The organism is Burkholderia sp. AW49-1 (assembly GCF_053427845.1).
Window position 1 is genome coordinate 199,645 of the sequence record NZ_JBSAXF010000003.1, and the last position, 17,622, is coordinate 217,266.

A 17,622-nucleotide genomic window follows, 5' to 3' on the forward strand; every position below is an offset into this window, starting at 1 on the left:
ACGCACCAGGACATCACGATGCTTTTCCACGTACGCATGGACGTCAATCTCCCGGCCGACATGCCGGCCGGCGTGGCCGACGAGATCAAGACCCGCGAGAAGGCGTATTCGCAAGACCTGCAGCGCAGCGGCAAGTGGCGCCACATCTGGCGCATCGCCGGCGAATACGCGAACTACAGCGTGTTCGACGTGTCCGGCAACGCCGAGCTGCACGAGATCCTGACCGGCCTGCCGCTGTTCCCGTACATGAAGATTTCGGTGACGCCGTTGTGTCGCCACCCGTCGTCGGTATACGACGGCGACGTTTGAGCCACGGAGCCGCCTCTTCCGCAACGGCGGGCACCGGGTCACCTTTCCCCAAAATACACGTGGAGACACCATCATGAGCGTCAAAGTATTCGAAACCAAGGAAGTGCAGGATCTGCTGAAGGCCGCGTCGAACGCGGGCGCCAACGGCACCAACGGCGGCGACGCGCGCACGCAGCAGGTCGTGCTGCGGCTGCTCGGCGACCTGTTCAAGGCGATCGACGATCTCGACATCACGCCCGACGAAGTGTGGGCCGGCGTGAACTACCTGAACAAGCTCGGTCAGGACGGCGAGGCGGCGCTGCTCGCGGCCGGCCTCGGTCTCGAGAAGTTTCTCGACATCCGGATGGACGCGGAGGACGAGGCGATCGGGCTCGACGGCGGCACGCCGCGCACGATCGAAGGCCCGCTGTACGTCGGCGGCGCGCCGGTGCGCGACGGCGTCGCGAAGATCGACATCGACGCCGACGAAGGCGCGGGCCCGCTCGTGATCCACGGCACGGTCACGGGGCTCGACGGCAGGCCGGTGGCCGGCGCGCTGGTCGAGTGCTGGCACGCGAACTCGCACGGCTTCTACTCGCACTTCGACCCGACCGGCGCGCAGAGCGATTTCAACCTGCGCGGCGCGGTGAAGACGGGCGCGGACGGCAAGTACGAATTCCGCACGCTGATGCCGGTCGGCTACGGCTGCCCGCCGCAGGGCGCGACGCAGCAGCTGCTCGACCGCCTCGGCCGTCACGGCAACCGCCCGGCGCACGTGCATTTCTTCGTGACCAGCGACGGCCACCGCAAGCTGACGACGCAGTTCAACATCGACGGCGACCCGCTGATCTGGGACGACTTCGCGTATGCGACACGCGAGGAGCTGATTCCGCCCGTCACCGGCAAGACCGGCGGCGCCGCGCTCGGGCTGAAGGCCGACGCCTACCAGGACATCGAGTTCAACTTCGCCCTGACGCCGCGCGTCGAGGGCAAGGACAACCAGATCGTCGAACGCCTGCGCGCTTCCGCCACGGCATAACCGCCCGACGGCACGGCGGCGCGGCTGCGCCGCCCCCGGCCGGGTCCCCGCGAGATTCAATCGATACCGATGCGAGCGTGCTTGCAGGACCCGGCACGCGCACAGGAGGAACCAACATGTCCGCCACGATCGACCACACCACCGAACTGGACCACCTGCTCGCCACCGCCGTGCAGGACGACAAGGAGGCCGGCGTTTTCCGCTGCCGCCGCGACATCTTCACGGACGAGGCGCTGTACGAGCTCGAGATGAAGCACATCTTCGAGGGCAACTGGGTGTACCTCGCGCACGAAAGCCAGATCCCGAACAACAACGATTACTACACGACGTGGATCGGCCGCCAGCCGATCGTCATCACACGCGACAAGACGGGCGAGCTGCACGCGGTGATCAATGCGTGCGCGCACAAGGGCGCGATGCTGTGCCGCCGCAAGCACGGCAACAAGGGCAGCTTCACGTGCCCGTTCCACGGCTGGACCTTCTCGAACACCGGCAAGCTGCTGAAGGTGAAGGACGAGAAGACGACCGAGTATCCGGTGCAGTTCAACACGCACGGCTCGCACGACCTGAAGAAGGTCGCGCGCTTCCAGAACTATCGCGGCTTCCTGTTCGGCAGCCTCCGCGACGACGTGCAGCCGCTCGAGGACTATCTCGGCGAGGCGCGCGTGATCATCGACCAGATCGTCGACCAGGCGCCGAACGGGCTCGAAGTGCTGCGCGGCAACTCCTCCTACATCTACGAAGGCAACTGGAAGATGCAGATGGAGAACGGCTGCGACGGCTATCACGTGAGCACCGTGCACTGGAACTACGCGGCCACGATGGGCCGCCGCAAGGAAGACGGCACCAAGGCCGTCGACGCGAACAGCTGGAGCAAGTCGGTCGCGGGCGTGTACGGCTTCGACAACGGCCACATCCTGCTGTGGACCAAGACGATGAACCCCGAGGTGCGGCCCGTGTACCAGCACCGCGACGAGATCAAGGCGCGCGTCGGTGACGTGCAGGCCGACTTCATCGTGAACCAGACGCGCAACCTGTGCGTGTACCCGAACGTGTTCCTGATGGACCAGTTCAGCACGCAGATCCGCGTGGTGCGTCCGCTCGGCGTCGACAAGACCGAAGTCAGCATCTTCTGTTTCGCGCCGAAGGGCGAGAGCGAAGCCGACCGCACGACGCGCATTCGCCAGTACGAGGACTTCTTCAACGTGACCGGAATGGGCACGGCGGACGACCTCGAGGAGTTCCGCGCGTGCCAGGCCGGCTATGCGGGCATCACGGCGATGTGGAACGACCTGTCGCGCGGCGCGCCGCTGTGGATCGACGGGCCGGACGAGAACGCGAAAAGGATGGGGCTGAACCCGCGCATGTCGGGCGAGCGCAGCGAGGACGAAGGGCTGTTCGTGTGCCAGCACGAACACTGGGTGCACGTGATGCGCGATGCACTGAAGAAGGAACGCGGGGAGGTGCAAGCATGAACATCGATTACCAGACCATCTGCGCGGCGCTGTATCGCGAAGCGCGCCTGCTCGACGACCGCGAGTGGGACGAGTGGTTGACCTGCTACACGGAAGACGTCACGTACTGGATGCCCGCGTGGGACGACGACGACCGGCCCACCGACGATCCGCGCAGCCAGATCTCGCTGATGTACTACGCGGATCGCGGCGGCCTCGAGGATCGCGTGTTCCGGATCAAGACCGAGCGCAGCGGCGCGTCGACGCCCGAGCCGCGCACCAGCCACAACGTGACGAACGTCGAGGTGCTGGCCGAGCGCGACGGCGAGGTGGACGTGCGCTACAACTTCCACACGCTGAACCACCGCTACCGCGTGACCGATCACTTCTTCGGCACGATGTTCGTCACGTTGCGCCGCTCGGGCGACGCATGGCTGATCTCGAACAAGAAGATCGTGCTGAAGAACGACTACATCCGGCAGGTGCTCGACGTATACCACGTCTGACGCCGATCGATTCGATACGTAACACAGGGAGACGATGTCATGTCCACCTACAAGATTGCACTGAACTTCGAGGACGGGGTCACCCGCTTCATCGACTGCAAGGCCGGAGAGAAGGTGCTCGACGCCGCGTTCCGCGCGAAGATCAACCTGCCGATGGACTGTTCCGACGGCGTGTGCGGCACCTGCAAGTGCCGCGCGGAGAGCGGCAGCTATGACCTCGGCGACGATTACATCGACGACGCGCTCACCGAGGACGAGAAGGACGGCGGCCTCGTGCTGACGTGCCAGATGGTGCCGCAAAGCGATTGCGTGATCGCGGTGCCGAGCTCGTCGGTCGCGTGCAAGACGGGGCACAGCGCGTTCGCCGCGACCGTGACGAAGGTCGAGCCGCACCACGACGCGGCGATCGTGCTCGAACTCGACGTCGATGCGGCCGCTCCCGTGTTCCTGCCCGGCCAGTACGTGAACATCGGCGTGCCGGGCAGCGGCCAGCACCGGTCGTATTCGTTCTCGTCCGCGCCGGGCGACACGAAGATCGGATTCCTGATCAAGAAGATTCCAGGCGGCGTGATGAGCACGTGGCTCGAATCGGCGAAACCCGGCGACACGCTCGAACTGAACGGGCCGCTCGGCAGCTTCTACCTGCGCGAAGTGGCGCGGCCGCTGCTGTTCCTCGCGGGCGGCACGGGCCTCGCGCCATTCCTGTCGATGCTCGAGGTGCTCGCACGCAACGGCTCGCAGCAGAAGGTGCATCTGATCTACGGCGTGACGCGCGATCTCGACCTGGTGCTGGTCGACGCGATCGAAGCGTATGCGGCGAAGCTGCCGAACTTCAGCTTTGCGACGGTCGTTGCCGATGCGGCGTCGAGCCATCCGCGCAAGGGCTGGGTCACGCAGCACATTCCGGCCGATGCGCTGAACGACGGCGACGTGGACGTCTACCTGTGCGGACCGCCGCCGATGGTCGACGCGGTGCGCCAGTATTTCGACGACGCAGGCGTGAAGCCGAACAGCTTCCACTACGAGAAGTTCACCCCGAACGTGACGGCAAAGGCGGCATGATCATGCAACGATTCTCCGGAAAGGTCGTCGTCGTCACCGGCGCGGCGCAGGGCATCGGCCGCGGCGTCGCGCTGCGCGCGGCGGCAGAGGGCGGCCGCGTGCTGTTCGTCGATCGCGCGGACTTCGTGGCGGAGGTGGCCGCCGAGGCGCCGGGCGGCAACACGGCCGGATTCGTTGCGGATCTCGAGACCTACGACGGCGCACGTGCGGCGATGGCGTACGCGGTCGCGACGTTCGGCCGGATCGACGTGCTGATCAACGGTGTCGGCGGCGCGATCCGGATGCGGCCGTTCGCCGAGTTCGAGCCCGAGCAGATCGACGCGGAAATCCGCCGCTCGCTGATGCCGACGCTCTACAGTTGCCACGCGGTGCTGCCGCACTTGCTGGCCGGGGGCGGCGGCACGATCGTCAACGTGTCGTCGAACGCGACGCGCGGCATTCGCCGCGTGCCGTATTCGGCCGCGAAAGGCGGTGTCAATGCGCTGACGGCGGCGCTCGCGATGGAATACGCGGAGCACGGCATCCGCGTGGTCGCGACCGCGCCGGGCGGCACCACGGCGCCGCCGCGCCGCGTGCCGCGCAATGCGGCCGGCGACAACGCGCGGGAACAGGCGTGGATGGCCGAAGCGGTGCGGCAGGTGACCGATTCGACGTTCTTCAAGCGTTACGGCACGCTCGATGAACAGATCGCACCGATCCTGTTCCTCGCGTCGGACGAGGCGAGTTACATCACCGGCACGGTGCTGCCGGTCGCGGGCGGCGACACGGGTTGAGCGGCGGGGGTGCCCGTTCACGCGCAGCTTCAGACATGCGCGTGCTAGGGTCAGGCGTGCGCGCGATGACCATCGAACAACCGGCCGGCACGGAAAGCCCGGCCACGGAGGCACTCATGCGGCAACGCGAAGCGATCATCCCCGCCGGAATGGAAGCCGTGTACGAAAAGATCGGCTATGCACCGGCGATCAAGGTGGGCGATACCGTGTACGTGTCCGGCCAGATCGGTCGCGACGCGGCGATGCAACTGGTGGAGGAACGCGAAGCGCAGATCGTGCAGGCGTTCGAGAACCTCAAGGTCGTGCTCGAGGCGGCCGGCGCATCGCTCGACGATGTGGTCGACCTGACGACGTTCCATACCGACATGCGCGACCTGCCCCTGTTCATGGCGATGCGCGACCGTTATTTCCATGCGCATCCGCGGCCCGCGTGGACCGCGGTCGGCGCGCACATGCTCGGCGGGGCGCCCGGTTATATCGTCGAAATCAAGGCGGTTGCCGTGCTGCAGGGATAGTCGCGGCCGCCGCTGGCGAGACGACGCCGTCCCACCGCATGCCGCACGCGTCGGATGCTGACGTCCGGCCCGTCTACCGCCGGATCGCCGCGCGCAACCGCCTCACGTCCTGCTCCGACACCGGCGCGGCGCGATTTCCCCACGCGCCGCGCACATAGCTGACCACCGCGGCGATCTCGCCGCTCGTCAGCGCGCCGCGCATCTCCGGCATCCGCTGCACCGGTCCGTGCGTGCCGGGCGCCGGCCGCGCGCCTTCGACGACGATCCGGATCGCGCTGGTCGGATCGGCGGCGAGCGCGGCCGAATTGCCGGCGAGCGGCGGCCCGCGATCGGGCACCCCCGCGCCTTCCGCGCCGTGGCAACGCGCACAGAATCCCGCATATACGCCGGCCCCCGGCGCTTGCTGGCCGCCTTCCGGGCGCGGCCCTGCCGCGGTCAGCCGCGGCACGCCGATGCCGAGCGGATTCGTCGCGGCGGTCGGCTGCGCGGGCAACGATTTGAGGTACACGGCGATCGCGTGACGATCCGTATCCGTCAGCAGCGCGGTGCTTTCGCCGACGACGGGCGCCATCGCGCCGAACACCGCGCCGCGCACCGCGTGGCCGCTGCGCAGGAACGCGGCGAGATCGTCGGCCGTCCAGCGGCCGAGGCCGTCCGCGTCCGCGCCGGTGAGGTTCGGTGCGAACCAGTGATCGTTGATGCCGCCGGTGAGGAACGTCGGGCTGCGTTCGTCGTAGCCGCGCTCGTTGTAAGCCGGGCCGCGCGGCGTGTGGCATGCGCCGCAGTGGCCGAGCCCCTGCACGAGATAAGCGCCGCGATTCCATTCCGCCGATCGCGACGACTGCGGCGCGAACCGGTCGCGGTTCGCGAACGCCACGCTCCACAGCCCGAGCGCCCAGCGTTGGTCGAACGGAAACGGCAGCCGCGTGATTATTACCGCGTTCGCCGACGGCGCGACGCCACGCATGAAATATGCATACAACGCGCGCACGTCGTCGTCGGACAAGCGCGCGAACGACGGGTAGGGCATCGCAGGATACAGCCGGCTGCCGTCCGCGCGCACGCCGCGCCGCAACGCGTCGTCGAACTGGCGCAGCGTGTCGTTGCCGATCCCGTGCACGGGATCCGGCGTGATGTTCGGAGCATAGATCGGCCCGAACGGCGAATTGACCGGCTGGCCGCCGGCGTACGGCGTGTGGTCGGCGGCATCGTGGCAGGCGGCACAGTCGCCGGCGAGCGCGAGATAGCGGCCGCGCGCGATCGTCGCGGCATCGGCGCTTGCGGCCGCGGCGGCAACCACCGGGCGGCGGGCGGCGGAAGCTGCCGACGCGGATGATGCGGGTGATGTGGACAACGCCGACGCCGGGAGCGAAGCCGATGAAGCGTCCGACGGCGTAGCCGAAACCTGGGCGGCCGCCGTGTCTCGCCGCTGCGCCAGCCGCGGATCGCGGTTCACCCGGTCCGACATCGACGCGCCGGCATCGGCTGCCGGCGCGCGTAGCCGCACGAAACGCCAGCCCGACGCAGGCTCGGGCGCCTCCGCCGGAGACGCGGCTTCGGCTGGATCGCCGGCGGGCGCCGCGTGTTCGTCCTGCTGCATGTCGCATGCGCCTAGCGCGGCGCACACGGCGAGCGCGACGCCCGTGCGGCGGCGTGAAGCGACGAACGACGCGAACGAGATCAGCGCCATGGACTGCACGGCCCCACGAAAGCGGTGACGATTCCGGTGAACACGAGACCGATCACGAACCCGAGCGCGGCGAGCATCCCGCAGCGCGCGAGGAACCGCGTGCTGTCGTCGCGCGTCGCGGCCAGCACGTTCGCATCGTGCCGGCGTTGCCACGTGCGCACGAGCCAGGCGGCGAACGCCGTCGCCAGCGCGAACGCGCATGCGGCGATCAGCGCGAGCCACACGCCCACGTGCGCCCAGCGCGGCACCGCCTGCGCGACGCCGAGCGGATAGCATGCGGTCGACGCGAGCGTCTCGGATGCCAGCATCTGCGCGAACCACAGCGCGGGCGCGCCGATCAGGCCGGCCGCGATCGCGAGCAAGGGTGTCCATGAGCGTCGCGCTCCGTTCATCCCGCGCTCCTGAGCCAGTACGGCGAGACGTACAGTGCGGTGAAGATGAACAACCAGACGATGTCGACGAAGTGCCAGTAGAGCCCGCCGACCGTCAGCGCGACGCGCCGTTCGCGGCCGAAGAAACCGGCGGCGGTCCACCCGGCGAGCAGCGCGAGGATGACGAGACCGGCCGCCACGTGCGCGAGGTGGAAGCCGGTGATCGTGAAGTACAGGCTGCCGTAAAGGTGCGCGGTCGGTCCGTACGGATGGTCGCGCCACTCGTGCAGCTGGACGAGCGCGAACGCGACGCCGAGCAGCAGCGCGATTGCTAGCGCGGCCGCCGCGCGCAGGCGCCGGTCGGCCCGCACCGCGCGCTCGGCGAGCCACACGAATACGCTGCTCGACAGCAGCACGACGGTGTTGCCGGCCGCCAGCCCGATCTTCGGCATCCCTTCGGGCGGCCATGGCGCGGCCGACTGCGACTGCAGGTAGAAATAGCAGAACAGCAAGTAGCCGAACAGTCCGGCCTCGGTCACGATCAGCATGATGACACCCCACCAGCCGCCCGCGCGTTCGCCGCAACTGCCCACCGGCAGCGGTTCGACGCACGCGACCGGCGCACCGGACGGCGCAGTCGCCGAGCGCGGTTCGGCCGGATGCAGGCCGGCCGTTGCAGGCGCCTGGGTGGTATCGCGGGCCGGCAGGTGCGCACGCTGCCCGAGCGTGCGACGCGGCCACAGCCACACGGCGGTCCCGATCGCGCAACCGGCGACGGCCGCGCACACGAGCGTCGGCGAGCGCGCCAGCATCGCAGCGAACACGGCGGTCGCGAGCAGCGCGAGCACGAACGGTACGCAGCTGTCCTCGGGCATCTTCAGGATCGCACTCGGTTTCGCCGCGAGCGGCGTGACCGCGAGCGCCTCGCGCCCGTCGGCGAGCCGGTAGCCGACGCGCAGGCTGGTGCGCATCGGATCCTCGCGCGTTTCCCACAGCGGGTGCCGCGACGCGACGAGCGGCAGCACCGCGAAGTTGTATACGGGTGTCGGCGACGCGACCGACCATTCGAGCCCGGCCGCGCCCCACGGATTCTCGCTGGCGCGCGCGCCGCGCCGCGCGCTGACGAGCGCGTTGACGACGAACATCACGATTCCGATGCCGAACACGAACGAGCCGATCGTCGTCAGCAGGTTCGACGTGTCCCAGCCCATCCCGGACGGATAGGTGTAGATGCGGCGCGGCATCCCGAGCAGCCCGGAGACGTGCATCGGGAAGAAGCCGAGGTTGAAGCCGACCAGCACGATCCAGAACGTCAGCTTGCCGAGGCCTTCGTTCATCATCCGCCCGGTGAATTTCGGGAACCAGTACGCGACGCCGCCGAGCACGGGGAAGACGTTGATGCCGAGCAGCACATAGTGCAGGTGCGCGACGACGAAATACGTATCGGTCAGCTGCCAGTCGAGCGGCACCGCGGCCGTCATCACGCCGGATACGCCGCCGATCACGAACATCAGCACGAAGCCCGCGAAATACAGGAACGGCGTGCGGAACACCGGACGGCCCGTCCAGATCGTCGCGAGCCACGCGAACACCGCGACCGCACTCGGGACCGAGATCAGCATGCTCGCCGCGCCGAAGAACGCGAGCGCGAGCGGCGCGATGCCGGTCGCGAACATGTGATGGACCCACACCTCGAAGCCGATCAGCATCGTCGCCACCGTGGATACCGCGACGGCCTCGTACGCGACGAGCGGCCGCCGGCAGAAAGTCGGCAGCGCGTCCGACACGATCCCCATCGCGGGCAACACGACCACGTACACCCACGGGTGCGCGAACATCCAGAACAGGTGCTGCCACAACAGCGGCCGCCCGCCGTTCGCGACGTCGAAGAAGTGCGTGCCGGCATTGCGGTCGAGCCACAGCAGCAGGAACGCGAGGCTGACGGACGGCACCGCGACAAGGTTTGCCACCGATGCGGTGAGCGTGCCCCACACGATGATCGGCAGCCGGTCGATCGACATCCCGTGCGCGCGCATCCGCAGCAGCGTGACGACGAAGTTCGCGGCGCCGCCGGTCGTCGAGATGCCGAGCAGGATCATGCCGAGCGCGTAGATGTCGATGTTCGCACCGGCACTGTAATCGAGCGACGTGAGCGGCACGTAGTTGAACCAGCCGCCGTCCGGCACGGCGCCGAGCGGAAAGCTCGCATACAGGAACAGGCCGGCGAACAGGAACGCCCAGTACGAGAACGCGTTCAGTCGCGGGAACGCCATGTCGCGCGAGCCGAGCATCAGCGGCCACAGGTAGTTCGCGAAGCCGGACAGCACCGGCAGCGCGTACAGGAAAATCATCGTGACGCCGTGCATCGTGAACAGCGAGTCGTACTGCGCGGGCGTGAGCACCGTCGCATTCGGCCGCGCGAGCTGGATGCGCATCACGAGCGCCTCGGCGCCGCCGAGCAGCAGGAACGCGAACGCGGTGACGATGTAGCGCAGCCCGATGCGCTTGTGGTCGACCGTGCCGAGCCAGCCGCGCCAGCCGGGCTCCGATTCCCATAGCGCGGCCAGTTCGCGCTCGTGCGTGGAGCCCGGCGGTGCTTCGCCGAGGTCGGGCACGCGGCTGAGCGGAGCGGGCGTGTCGCGGGCAACGGCCATCGTCATCCTCCGTTCAGTGCAGCGTTGCGAGATAGGCGGCGAGATCGTCGGCGTCGCGCGGCGTGAGCGCGAACGACGGCATCAGCGTCTGCGGCTTGATCTGCTGCGCATGTGCGATCCAGCGCCGCAGGTTGTCGGGCGTGTTGTCGAGCGTGCCGGCCGCGAGCAGCCGGCGCGACCCGAGATGCGACAGGTCGGGGCCCGCGTCGCCGGCCGCGTCGGTGCCGCGCACCGCGTGGCAACCCGCGCAGCGCGTGTCGAATACCTGCCGGCCGCGCCGCTCGGCGCCGACGGCGGGCGCGGGCGCCGGCCGCCGCTGCGCGGCGAGCCACGCGCGAAACGCGTCGGGCGGCTCGGCCACGACCTCGAACGCCATGTGCGCGTGCTGCGCACCGCAGTACTGCGAGCACTGTCCGCGGTACACGCCCGGCCGGTCGGCCTGCAGCCACTGGTGATTCGTCTGGCCGGGAATCGTCTGCGTCTTGCCGGCCAGTTGCGGGACCCAGAACGCATGGATCACGTCCGCGCTTTTCAGTTCGACCGCGACGGGTTCGCCGACCGGGATATGGATTTCGTTCGCGGTGACGAACGCGGTGCCGCTCGCGTCGTCCGGATAGCGGACGGCCCACCACCAGTCGTGCGCGGTCACGACGATCGTGAGCGCGGGCGGATGCGGCGGCGACGCCACCGCGCCGAGCACGCGCAGCATGTACACCAACGCGCCGAACAGCAGCACGATCGAGACCGCGGAGCCGAACGTGACGATCGCCAGCCCGCTGTCGTGGCCGCCGCCTGCAAGCGTGCGGCGGCGAAACATCGCGATCAGCAGCAGCACCGCGATCGCGATGCACACGAACGTGCACAGCGCGACCAGCGCCCAGCCGAGCACGAATACCGGCCGGGCAGCCGGGCCCGCCGCATGTGCGACGTAAGCGAGCGGCAGCGGCCCGGCCGGTGCGTCGGGTTCGCTGGCCGCGCCCGAGGCGACGGGGGCGACGAGGCACGCGGTCGCGGCGATACGAACGATACGACGTGCTTTCTCGAGCGTCGGGATGGGCAACACGACTCCTTGCTGGATTCGGCGGCGTGACGACAGTCGTTCGCGGCGGAGCAATTCCCGTGCGTGCGCCGCGTCAGCATCGCTGTCCGGGCGTTGCGCGTGCAACGTGCTGCGCGTTACAGCCGGCTTGTAAATTTGGCGACGGTTCACGGCGCGCCCGCGGCACGGTGCGCGGCACATCGCTTGCTACGGCGATCGTGTTCCGGCAGGCCGCTCGGGGTATGTCCCGGCTGCGTGCCGCCCACCGCGAGAAAAACCGGAGGAATCGACCGTGAAGACCGTCGCGATCACGGGTGCGAGCGCCGGCGTAGGCCGCGCGACCGCCCATGCGTTTGCGCGGCGCGGCGCGAACGTCGCGCTGCTCGCGCGCGATCCGCGTGCGCTGCACGACACAGCGTGCGAAGTGCGCGCCTATGGCGTCGAGGCGCTGCCGATCGCCGTCGACGTCAGCGATGCCGCCGCGCTCGACGCCGCCGCCGGGCGCATCGAGAACGAACTCGGCCCCCTCGACGTGTGGGTCAACAATGCGATGGTGACCGTGTTCGCTCCGTTCGACGAGATCGCACCGGAAGACTACGCACGCGTGACCGAGGTCACCTATCTCGGCTGCGTGTACGGCACGCGCGCGGCGCTCGCGCGGATGGCGGCGCGCAATCGGGGCACGATCGTGCAGGTGGGCTCCGCGCTCGCGTACCGGTCGATTCCGCTGCAGGCACCATACTGCGGCGCGAAACATGCGATTCGCGGCTTCACCGATGCGCTGCGCTGTGAGCTGCTGCATGCGCGCAGCCGCGTGCGCGTGACGATGGTGCAACTGCCCGCGATCGATACGCCGCAGTTCGACTGGGCCGAATCCGCGTTGCCGCATGCACCGCGCCCGGTCGCACCCGTCTATGCGCCGGAAGTGGCGGCCGACGCGATCGTGCAGGCCGCGCGCCATCCGTGCCGCGAGCGCTGGGTCGGCTGGTCGTCGCTCGCCGCGATCGTCGCCAACGGCCTCGCGCCCGGCTGCTTCGACCGCTATCTTGCGCATACGGCCGTGCGCGGCCAGCAACGCGAGGCGCCGGCCGGCCCGCGCGAATCGAACCTGTGGCACACCCTGCCGGGCCACCATGCGACGCGCGGCGCCTTCGGTTCGGAAGCGCACCGCAGCGGGGCCGAGGCCGGGCTCGGCGCGTCGCGCGCGCTGGCGTTCGGCGCGATATGCGCGGTGCTCGCGGCGGGTTTCGTCGCCGCGCGCAAGCTGAACCGGTGAGCGCGATGCGGATCGAGGATTACGCGCTGATCGGCGATGGCCGTAGCGCCGCGCTCGTCGGGCTCGACGGCAGCATCGACTGGCTGTGCTGGCCGGACTTCGACTCGCCGCCGTGCTTTGCCGCCCTCGTCGGCACGCCCGACAACGGCCGTTTCCGTATCGCGCCGCGCGAGCCGGATGCGCGCGTGACGCGCCGCTACCTGCCGGGCACCGCGGTGCTCGAAACGACGTTCGAGACGTCGTCGGGCTGTGTCGCCATGATCGACTGGATGAGCTGGGATGCGCCCGATCCGTGCGTCATCCGCAGCGTGCGCGGCGAGCGCGGCACGGTCGAGCTCGACGTCGATCTCGGCGTGCGCTTCGACTACGGCCACGCGTTGCCCTGGTGCCGCCGTCTCGGCCGGCGCTGGCGAATGATGACGGGCGGCGACGCGATGTGGCTCGATACCGACGTGCACCTCGACGTGCGGGACGACCGGCTCGTCGGCACGCAGCGAATCGCCGCGGGCGAGCGCGCGGATTTCTGCATCAGCTACGCGCGTTCGTACGACCGGCCACCGTCGGTGCCGGATCCGTACGCGTCGCTGCGCGACACGCAGGCGTTCTGGCGCGTCTGGTCGAAGTGCAATGCGGCGCAAGGCCCGTATCGCGACGCGATCGAACGCGCACTGATCACGGTGAAGCTGCTGTCGAGCGTGCGCACCGGTGGCATCGTCGCGGCGCCGACGAGCTCGCTGCCCGAACGCTTCGGCGGCGTGCGTAACTGGGATTACCGGTTCTGCTGGCTGCGCGACGCGAGCTTCACGCTGCGCGCGCTGGTGCGCTGCGGCTACCGCGAGGAGGCTGCGCGCTGGCGAGATTGGCTGGTGCGCGCGATCGCCGATCACCCGGCGCAATTGCAGGTGCTGTACGCGGCCGACGGCGGCCGGCGCGCGGACGAATGGGAAGCCGCGCACCTGGCCGGTTACGAAGGCGCGCGGCCGGTGCGCTTCGGCAACGCGGCGGCCGAACAACTGCAGCTGGACGTCTACGGTGAAGTGCTGGCCGCGCTGTATCAGGCGCGCCGGCACGGGCTGCCGCCCGACGACGATGCGTGGACGCTCGAGCGGCGGCTGCTCGACCATCTCGCGACGATCTGGCGCGAGCCGGACGAGGGGATCTGGGAAGTGCGCAACGGCCGCCATCCGTTCACGTCGTCGAAGGTGATGGTGTGGGCGGCCGTCGAAAGCGCGTATCGCTCCGCGCGCGCGTTCGGCCATCACGCGCCGCTCGACGAGTGGCGCCGTTGGGCCGATGCCGTGCATGCGGACGTGCTGGCGCGCGGCTACCACCCGAAACTCGGCCGCTTCGTCGACCGCTACGACGGCGACGGGCTCGACGTGAGCCTGCTGCTGATTCCGCTGACGGGGATGCTCGATGCATCGGATCCGCGCGTCGCGGCGACGGTGGCAGCGATCGAGCGCGAGCTGGTCGAGGACGGCCTGCCGTTCCGTTACCGGCCGCCGCGTTTCAAGGATGGTTGCGAAGGCAACGAGGGTGCGTTCGTCTCGGCCGGCTTCTGGCTCGCGCAGGTATACCGGATGCAGGGCCGCGACGCCGACGCGCACGCGCTGTTCGAGCGGCTGCTGGGCCTGCGCAATGACGTCGGGCTGCTGTCGGAGGAGTACGACGTGAAGGCGCGGCGCATGTGCGGGAATTTTCCGTTCACGCTTGCGCAGGTCGGGCTGGTCAACACGGCGCTCGCGCTGCAGGGCGACGGGCGCGACGACGTCGATACAGGCTGACGTGCCGCACCGCACCGCGCACGACGGGCGCAGCGACACGATGCGTGCACGCATGCTCCGTACCGTCTCGCCACTCATGTGCTACGACTCGTGTCTGCCTCCTTTGCCACCGCGCTCGCCGTTGCCCGGCAGCACGGCCGACAGTACCTGCCGTGCGGTCTCGACGATCACGTTCGCTTCGCGCGGGTCGCCCTTCACCAACGTTTCGGCAAAATGCTTCGCCTGCTGCAGCGTCACGTGCGGCGGCAGCGGCGGCACTTCCGGATCGCTCTTGACCTCGAGCACGACCGGGCGGTCCGACGCGAGTGCCTCGTCCCACGCGGCGCCGAGCTGTTCCGGATCGTCGACGTAGATGCCTTTCAGCCCGAGCAGCGTCGCGAAGCGGTAGTACGGCACGTTCGGTATCTGCTGCGATGCGTCGAGCTTCGGATCGCCTTCCATTACGCGCTGTTCCCACGTCACCTGGTTCAGGTCCTCGTTGTTCAGCACCATGCAGATCCAGCGCGGGTCGGGCCATTGCCGCCAGTATTTCGCGACCGTGATCAGCTCGGCCATGTTGTTCATCTGCATCGCGCCGTCGCCGACCATCGCGATCACCGGGCGCACCGGATACGCGAACTTCGCGGCGATCGCGTACGGCACGGCCGCGCCCATCGACGCGAGCCCGCCCGACAGCGAACCCATCATCCCGCGCCGCATCATCAGGTCGCGCGCATACCAGTTCGCGCAGGAGCCCGAATCGCTCGTCAGGATCACGTCGTCGGGCAACCGTGGCGACAGCTCGGTGAATGCGCGCTGCGGATTCACGCCGCGCCCCGGGCTCGCCTTCGCGGCCGCGCGCGCGGCCAGCGTTTCGTGCCAGTCCGCGTTCCATTTCGCGATCTGGTCGCGCCAGCCCGTATCGTGCCGTTCCTTCAGCAGCGGCAGCAGCGCGCGCAACGTCTCGGCGCTGTCGCCGACGAGGTTGACCTCCATCGGGTAGCGCAGGCTCAGCATGTCGGCCTTCAGGTCGATCTGCACGCCGCGCGCCTGGCCTTCCTTCGGCAGGAATTCCGAGTACGGGAAGCCCGAGCCGACGACGAGCAGCGTGTCGCATTCGGTCATCAGTTCGTCGCTCGGCTTCGTGCCGAGCAGCCCGATGGAGCCCGTGACCCACGGCAGGTCGTCCGGCAGCGCGGCCTTGCCGAGCAGCGCCTTCGCGGCGCCTGCGCCGAGCCGGTCGGCCACCGCGATCACCTCGTCGGTCGCGCGCAGCGCGCCCGCGCCGACCAGCATCGCGACCTTCTTGCCGGCATTGAGCACGTCGGCCGCGCGCTGCAGGTCGTCGGCATACGGCACCACCTTCGGCGCCGTGTAGCCGACCCCAGAGTGCACCGTGCCGTGCGCGCGCTTCGGCGGCGCGTAGTCGAGCTCCTGCAGGTCGTTCGGCAGCACCAGCGCGGTCACCGTGCGCGCGCCGAGCGCGATGCGCACCGCGCGGTCGACCAGATGGCGCACCTGGCCCGGCACGACGGCAAGCTGGACGAATGCGCCCGCAACGTCCTTGTAAAGCGCCGGCAGGTCGACTTCCTGCTGGTAGTGGCCGCCGAGCGCCGCGCGCGCCTGCTGACCGACGATCGCGAGCACCGGCATGTGGTCGAGCCGCGCGTCGTACAGGCCGGTCACGAGGTGCGAGGCGCCGGGGCCCGAGGTCGCGACGCACACGCCGAGCTCGCCTGTAAATTTTGCATGTGCCGACGCCATGAAGGCCGCCATCTCCTCGTGGCGCGCCTGGATGAATTCGATCTTGCCCCCGGTCCGGCCGAGCGCGCCGAAGAAGCCGTTTATGCCGTCGCCCGGGTAGCCGTACACGCGGCGCACGCCCCAGTCGTACAGCCGTTCGACGATGAAATCCGCCACTGTCGCCATGCCGTTTCTCCTTGGTTCGGGAAGAGCCGATGAGCCGCGCATGCGATCGTCGTGCGCGGCGCTGCCGGGCGTCGCGCAAGGCGTGTGCCGCGCGGCCGCATCGGGCACGGGCGTTGCACGCAGGCGCTGCAGGCAAAAGGCCAGGCAATCCGGAGCGCAACGATGGCACTTTCCGCGGTACCGACGATCGACGGCGTGCGCGCCCGCGCGTACCGGATACCGACCGACCGGCCCGAGGCCGACGGCACCCATGCATGGCACGGGACGACGATCGTCGTCGTCGAGATCGACGCGGGGCCCGTGACGGGGCTCGGCTATACGTACACCGACGCGAGCGCGGCGCCGCTCGCGATGTCGCTGCTGGCGAACGTGTTGCGAAACCGGCCGCTCGTCGACATCCCGGCTGCCGTCGACGCGTTGTGGCGCGCGGTGCGCAACGTCGGGCGGGCCGGCGTCGCGGCGACCGCGATATCCGCGCTCGACATCGCGCTGTGGGACGCAAAGGCGAAGCTCGCCGGCGTGCCGCTCGCGCTCCTGCTCGGCCGCCTGCGCGACCGCGTGCCCGTGTACGGCAGCGGCGGCTTCACGACCTACGACGACGCGACGCTCGCCGCGCAGCTCGACGGCTGGCGCGGTGAACGCATCCGCGCGTGCAAGATCAAGATCGGCATGCAGGACGCGCGCGATCCGTCGCGTGTGCGAGCGGCGCGCGATGCGCTCGGCGCCGACGTCGACCTGTTCGTCGATGCGAATGGCGCGTATGCGGCGCGCACCGCGCTCGCGTTCGCGGAATCGGTGGCCGATTGCGCAATACGCTGGTTCGAGGAGCCGGTCAGCAGCGACGACGTGGACGGCCTGCGATTCGTGCGCGAGCACGTCGGCGCGCGGGTCGATGTCGCGGCCGGCGAGTATGCGTACACGCCCGACGATTTCCGGCGCCTGCTCGAAGGCCGCGCAGTCGACGTGCTGCAGGCCGACGCGACGCGCTGCGGCGGCGTCAGCGGTTTTCTCGCGGCGGCCGCGCTGGCCGATGCGCATCACGTCGACCTGTCCGCCCACTGCGCGCCGGCGCTGCACCGGCACGTCGGCTGCGTCGCGCCGCGCATGCGTCATGTCGAGTGGTTCCACGATCACGTGCGGATCGAACGGATGATGTTCGACGGTGCGCCGACGCTCGTCGATGGCGCGCTGGAGATCGACGCCGGGCGTCCCGGGCTCGGCCTCGAATTGCGTGCGGCCGACGTGGCGGATTTCGCGATCTGA

The 17,622-nt window shown here is 69.3% G+C and carries 15 protein-coding genes; 10 read left to right on the forward strand and 5 right to left on the reverse strand.

Going from position 1 to position 17,622, the window contains the following annotated elements; translation table 11 throughout:
* Nucleotides 1-18 precede the first annotated feature (18 nt).
* The 7 genes from catC to ACV22W_RS07570 all read left to right on the forward strand — a co-directional run bounded on the left by catC (nucleotide 19) and on the right by ACV22W_RS07570 (nucleotide 5,637).
* Entirely contained in the window at nucleotides 19-309 is a 291-nt protein-coding gene (gene catC / locus ACV22W_RS07540) for a muconolactone Delta-isomerase (RefSeq protein ID WP_448018603.1), read from the forward strand.
* Between the two features lie 73 nt (nucleotides 310-382).
* Nucleotides 383-1,327 (forward strand): catechol 1,2-dioxygenase, encoded by a 945-nt coding sequence (catA, locus tag ACV22W_RS07545; protein ID WP_448018604.1) that lies wholly within the window; start codon nucleotides 383-385, stop codon nucleotides 1,325-1,327.
* Nucleotides 1,328-1,443: 116 nt separating this feature from the next.
* Nucleotides 1,444-2,802, forward strand: a complete 1,359-nt coding sequence (locus tag ACV22W_RS07550) for a Rieske 2Fe-2S domain-containing protein (protein WP_448018605.1) — start codon at nucleotides 1,444-1,446, stop codon at nucleotides 2,800-2,802.
* Nucleotides 2,799-3,287 carry a benzoate 1,2-dioxygenase small subunit gene (benB, locus tag ACV22W_RS07555; RefSeq protein WP_448018606.1) on the forward strand — a complete coding sequence of 163 codons (489 nt, stop codon included), beginning with the start codon at nucleotides 2,799-2,801 and terminating at the stop codon, nucleotides 3,285-3,287. Before ACV22W_RS07550 ends, benB begins: the two co-directional genes overlap by 4 nt.
* Nucleotides 3,288-3,326: 39 nt before the next feature.
* Nucleotides 3,327-4,349 (forward strand): benzoate 1,2-dioxygenase electron transfer component BenC, encoded by a 1,023-nt coding sequence (gene benC, locus ACV22W_RS07560; RefSeq protein WP_448018607.1) that lies wholly within the window; start codon nucleotides 3,327-3,329, stop codon nucleotides 4,347-4,349.
* Nucleotides 4,346-5,122, forward strand: a complete 777-nt coding sequence (gene benD / locus ACV22W_RS07565) for a benzoate diol dehydrogenase BenD (protein WP_448018608.1) — start codon at nucleotides 4,346-4,348, stop codon at nucleotides 5,120-5,122. The genes benC and benD overlap by 4 nt, the downstream gene beginning before the upstream one ends.
* Before the next feature lie 116 nt (nucleotides 5,123-5,238).
* Entirely contained in the window at nucleotides 5,239-5,637 is a 399-nt protein-coding gene (locus ACV22W_RS07570) for a RidA family protein (protein WP_448018736.1), read from the forward strand.
* Nucleotides 5,638-5,710: 73 nt separating this feature from the next.
* On the opposite strand, the gene ACV22W_RS07575 is transcribed toward ACV22W_RS07570, so the two are convergent.
* From ACV22W_RS07575 to coxB, 4 genes are read right to left on the reverse strand one after another with little or no spacing between them, the layout of a single operon-like run.
* Complete coding sequence (locus ACV22W_RS07575; protein ID WP_448018609.1) at nucleotides 5,711-7,327, reverse strand: cytochrome c; 1,617 nt, start codon at nucleotides 7,325-7,327, stop codon at nucleotides 5,711-5,713.
* A complete protein-coding gene (locus ACV22W_RS07580) occupies nucleotides 7,318-7,719 on the reverse strand; it encodes a cytochrome C oxidase subunit I (protein ID WP_448018610.1) in 402 nt (133 codons plus the stop codon). Before ACV22W_RS07580 ends, ACV22W_RS07575 begins: the two co-directional genes overlap by 10 nt.
* Nucleotides 7,716-10,352 (reverse strand): cytochrome c oxidase subunit I, encoded by a 2,637-nt coding sequence (gene ctaD / locus ACV22W_RS07585; RefSeq protein ID WP_448018611.1) that lies wholly within the window; start codon nucleotides 10,350-10,352, stop codon nucleotides 7,716-7,718. The genes ACV22W_RS07580 and ctaD overlap by 4 nt, the downstream gene beginning before the upstream one ends.
* A 13-nt stretch (nucleotides 10,353-10,365) precedes the next feature.
* Nucleotides 10,366-11,412: a cytochrome c oxidase subunit II gene (coxB, locus tag ACV22W_RS07590; protein ID WP_448018612.1), complete on the reverse strand. Its 1,047-nt coding sequence runs from the start codon at nucleotides 11,410-11,412 to the stop codon at nucleotides 10,366-10,368.
* Between the two features lie 271 nt (nucleotides 11,413-11,683).
* Between coxB and ACV22W_RS07595 the strand changes: the two genes are divergently transcribed.
* The gene (locus tag ACV22W_RS07595) at nucleotides 11,684-12,667 is read left to right on the forward strand and encodes an SDR family oxidoreductase (RefSeq protein ID WP_448018613.1); all 984 of its coding nucleotides are present in this window, start codon (nucleotides 11,684-11,686) and stop codon (nucleotides 12,665-12,667) included.
* A 5-nt stretch (nucleotides 12,668-12,672) separates the two neighbouring features.
* Nucleotides 12,673-14,451 carry a glycoside hydrolase family 15 protein gene (locus ACV22W_RS07600; protein ID WP_448018614.1) on the forward strand — a complete coding sequence of 593 codons (1,779 nt, stop codon included), beginning with the start codon at nucleotides 12,673-12,675 and terminating at the stop codon, nucleotides 14,449-14,451.
* 81 nt (nucleotides 14,452-14,532) lie between these two features.
* Here ACV22W_RS07600 and ACV22W_RS07605 read toward each other — a convergent pair whose 3' ends face one another.
* Nucleotides 14,533-16,359: a thiamine pyrophosphate-requiring protein gene (locus ACV22W_RS07605; protein ID WP_448018615.1), complete on the reverse strand. Its 1,827-nt coding sequence runs from the start codon at nucleotides 16,357-16,359 to the stop codon at nucleotides 14,533-14,535.
* A 162-nt stretch (nucleotides 16,360-16,521) separates the two neighbouring features.
* Between ACV22W_RS07605 and ACV22W_RS07610 the strand changes: the two genes are divergently transcribed.
* Nucleotides 16,522-17,622, forward strand: coding sequence for an enolase C-terminal domain-like protein (locus ACV22W_RS07610; protein WP_448018616.1), 1,101 nt, complete (start codon nucleotides 16,522-16,524; stop codon nucleotides 17,620-17,622).

What these genes read in the sequence shown, in the direction of transcription:
- catC (WP_448018603.1), top strand. Translation starts at nt 19, where the DNA reads ATGCTTTTCCACGTACGCATGGACGTCAATCTCCCGGCCGACATGCCG.
- catA (WP_448018604.1), top strand. Translation starts at nt 383, where the DNA reads ATGAGCGTCAAAGTATTCGAAACCAAGGAAGTGCAGGATCTGCTGAAG.
- ACV22W_RS07550 (WP_448018605.1), top strand. Translation starts at nt 1,444, where the DNA reads ATGTCCGCCACGATCGACCACACCACCGAACTGGACCACCTGCTCGCC.
- benB (WP_448018606.1), top strand. Translation starts at nt 2,799, where the DNA reads ATGAACATCGATTACCAGACCATCTGCGCGGCGCTGTATCGCGAAGCG.
- benC (WP_448018607.1), top strand. Translation starts at nt 3,327, where the DNA reads ATGTCCACCTACAAGATTGCACTGAACTTCGAGGACGGGGTCACCCGC.
- benD (WP_448018608.1), top strand. Translation starts at nt 4,346, where the DNA reads ATGATCATGCAACGATTCTCCGGAAAGGTCGTCGTCGTCACCGGCGCG.
- ACV22W_RS07570 (WP_448018736.1), top strand. Translation starts at nt 5,239, where the DNA reads ATGCGGCAACGCGAAGCGATCATCCCCGCCGGAATGGAAGCCGTGTAC.
- ACV22W_RS07575 (WP_448018609.1), bottom strand. Translation starts at nt 7,327, where the DNA reads ATGGCGCTGATCTCGTTCGCGTCGTTCGTCGCTTCACGCCGCCGCACG.
- ACV22W_RS07580 (WP_448018610.1), bottom strand. Translation starts at nt 7,719, where the DNA reads ATGAACGGAGCGCGACGCTCATGGACACCCTTGCTCGCGATCGCGGCC.
- ctaD (WP_448018611.1), bottom strand. Translation starts at nt 10,352, where the DNA reads ATGGCCGTTGCCCGCGACACGCCCGCTCCGCTCAGCCGCGTGCCCGAC.
- ACV22W_RS07600 (WP_448018614.1), top strand. Translation starts at nt 12,673, where the DNA reads ATGCGGATCGAGGATTACGCGCTGATCGGCGATGGCCGTAGCGCCGCG.
- ACV22W_RS07605 (WP_448018615.1), bottom strand. Translation starts at nt 16,359, where the DNA reads ATGGCGACAGTGGCGGATTTCATCGTCGAACGGCTGTACGACTGGGGC.
- ACV22W_RS07610 (WP_448018616.1), top strand. Translation starts at nt 16,522, where the DNA reads ATGGCACTTTCCGCGGTACCGACGATCGACGGCGTGCGCGCCCGCGCG.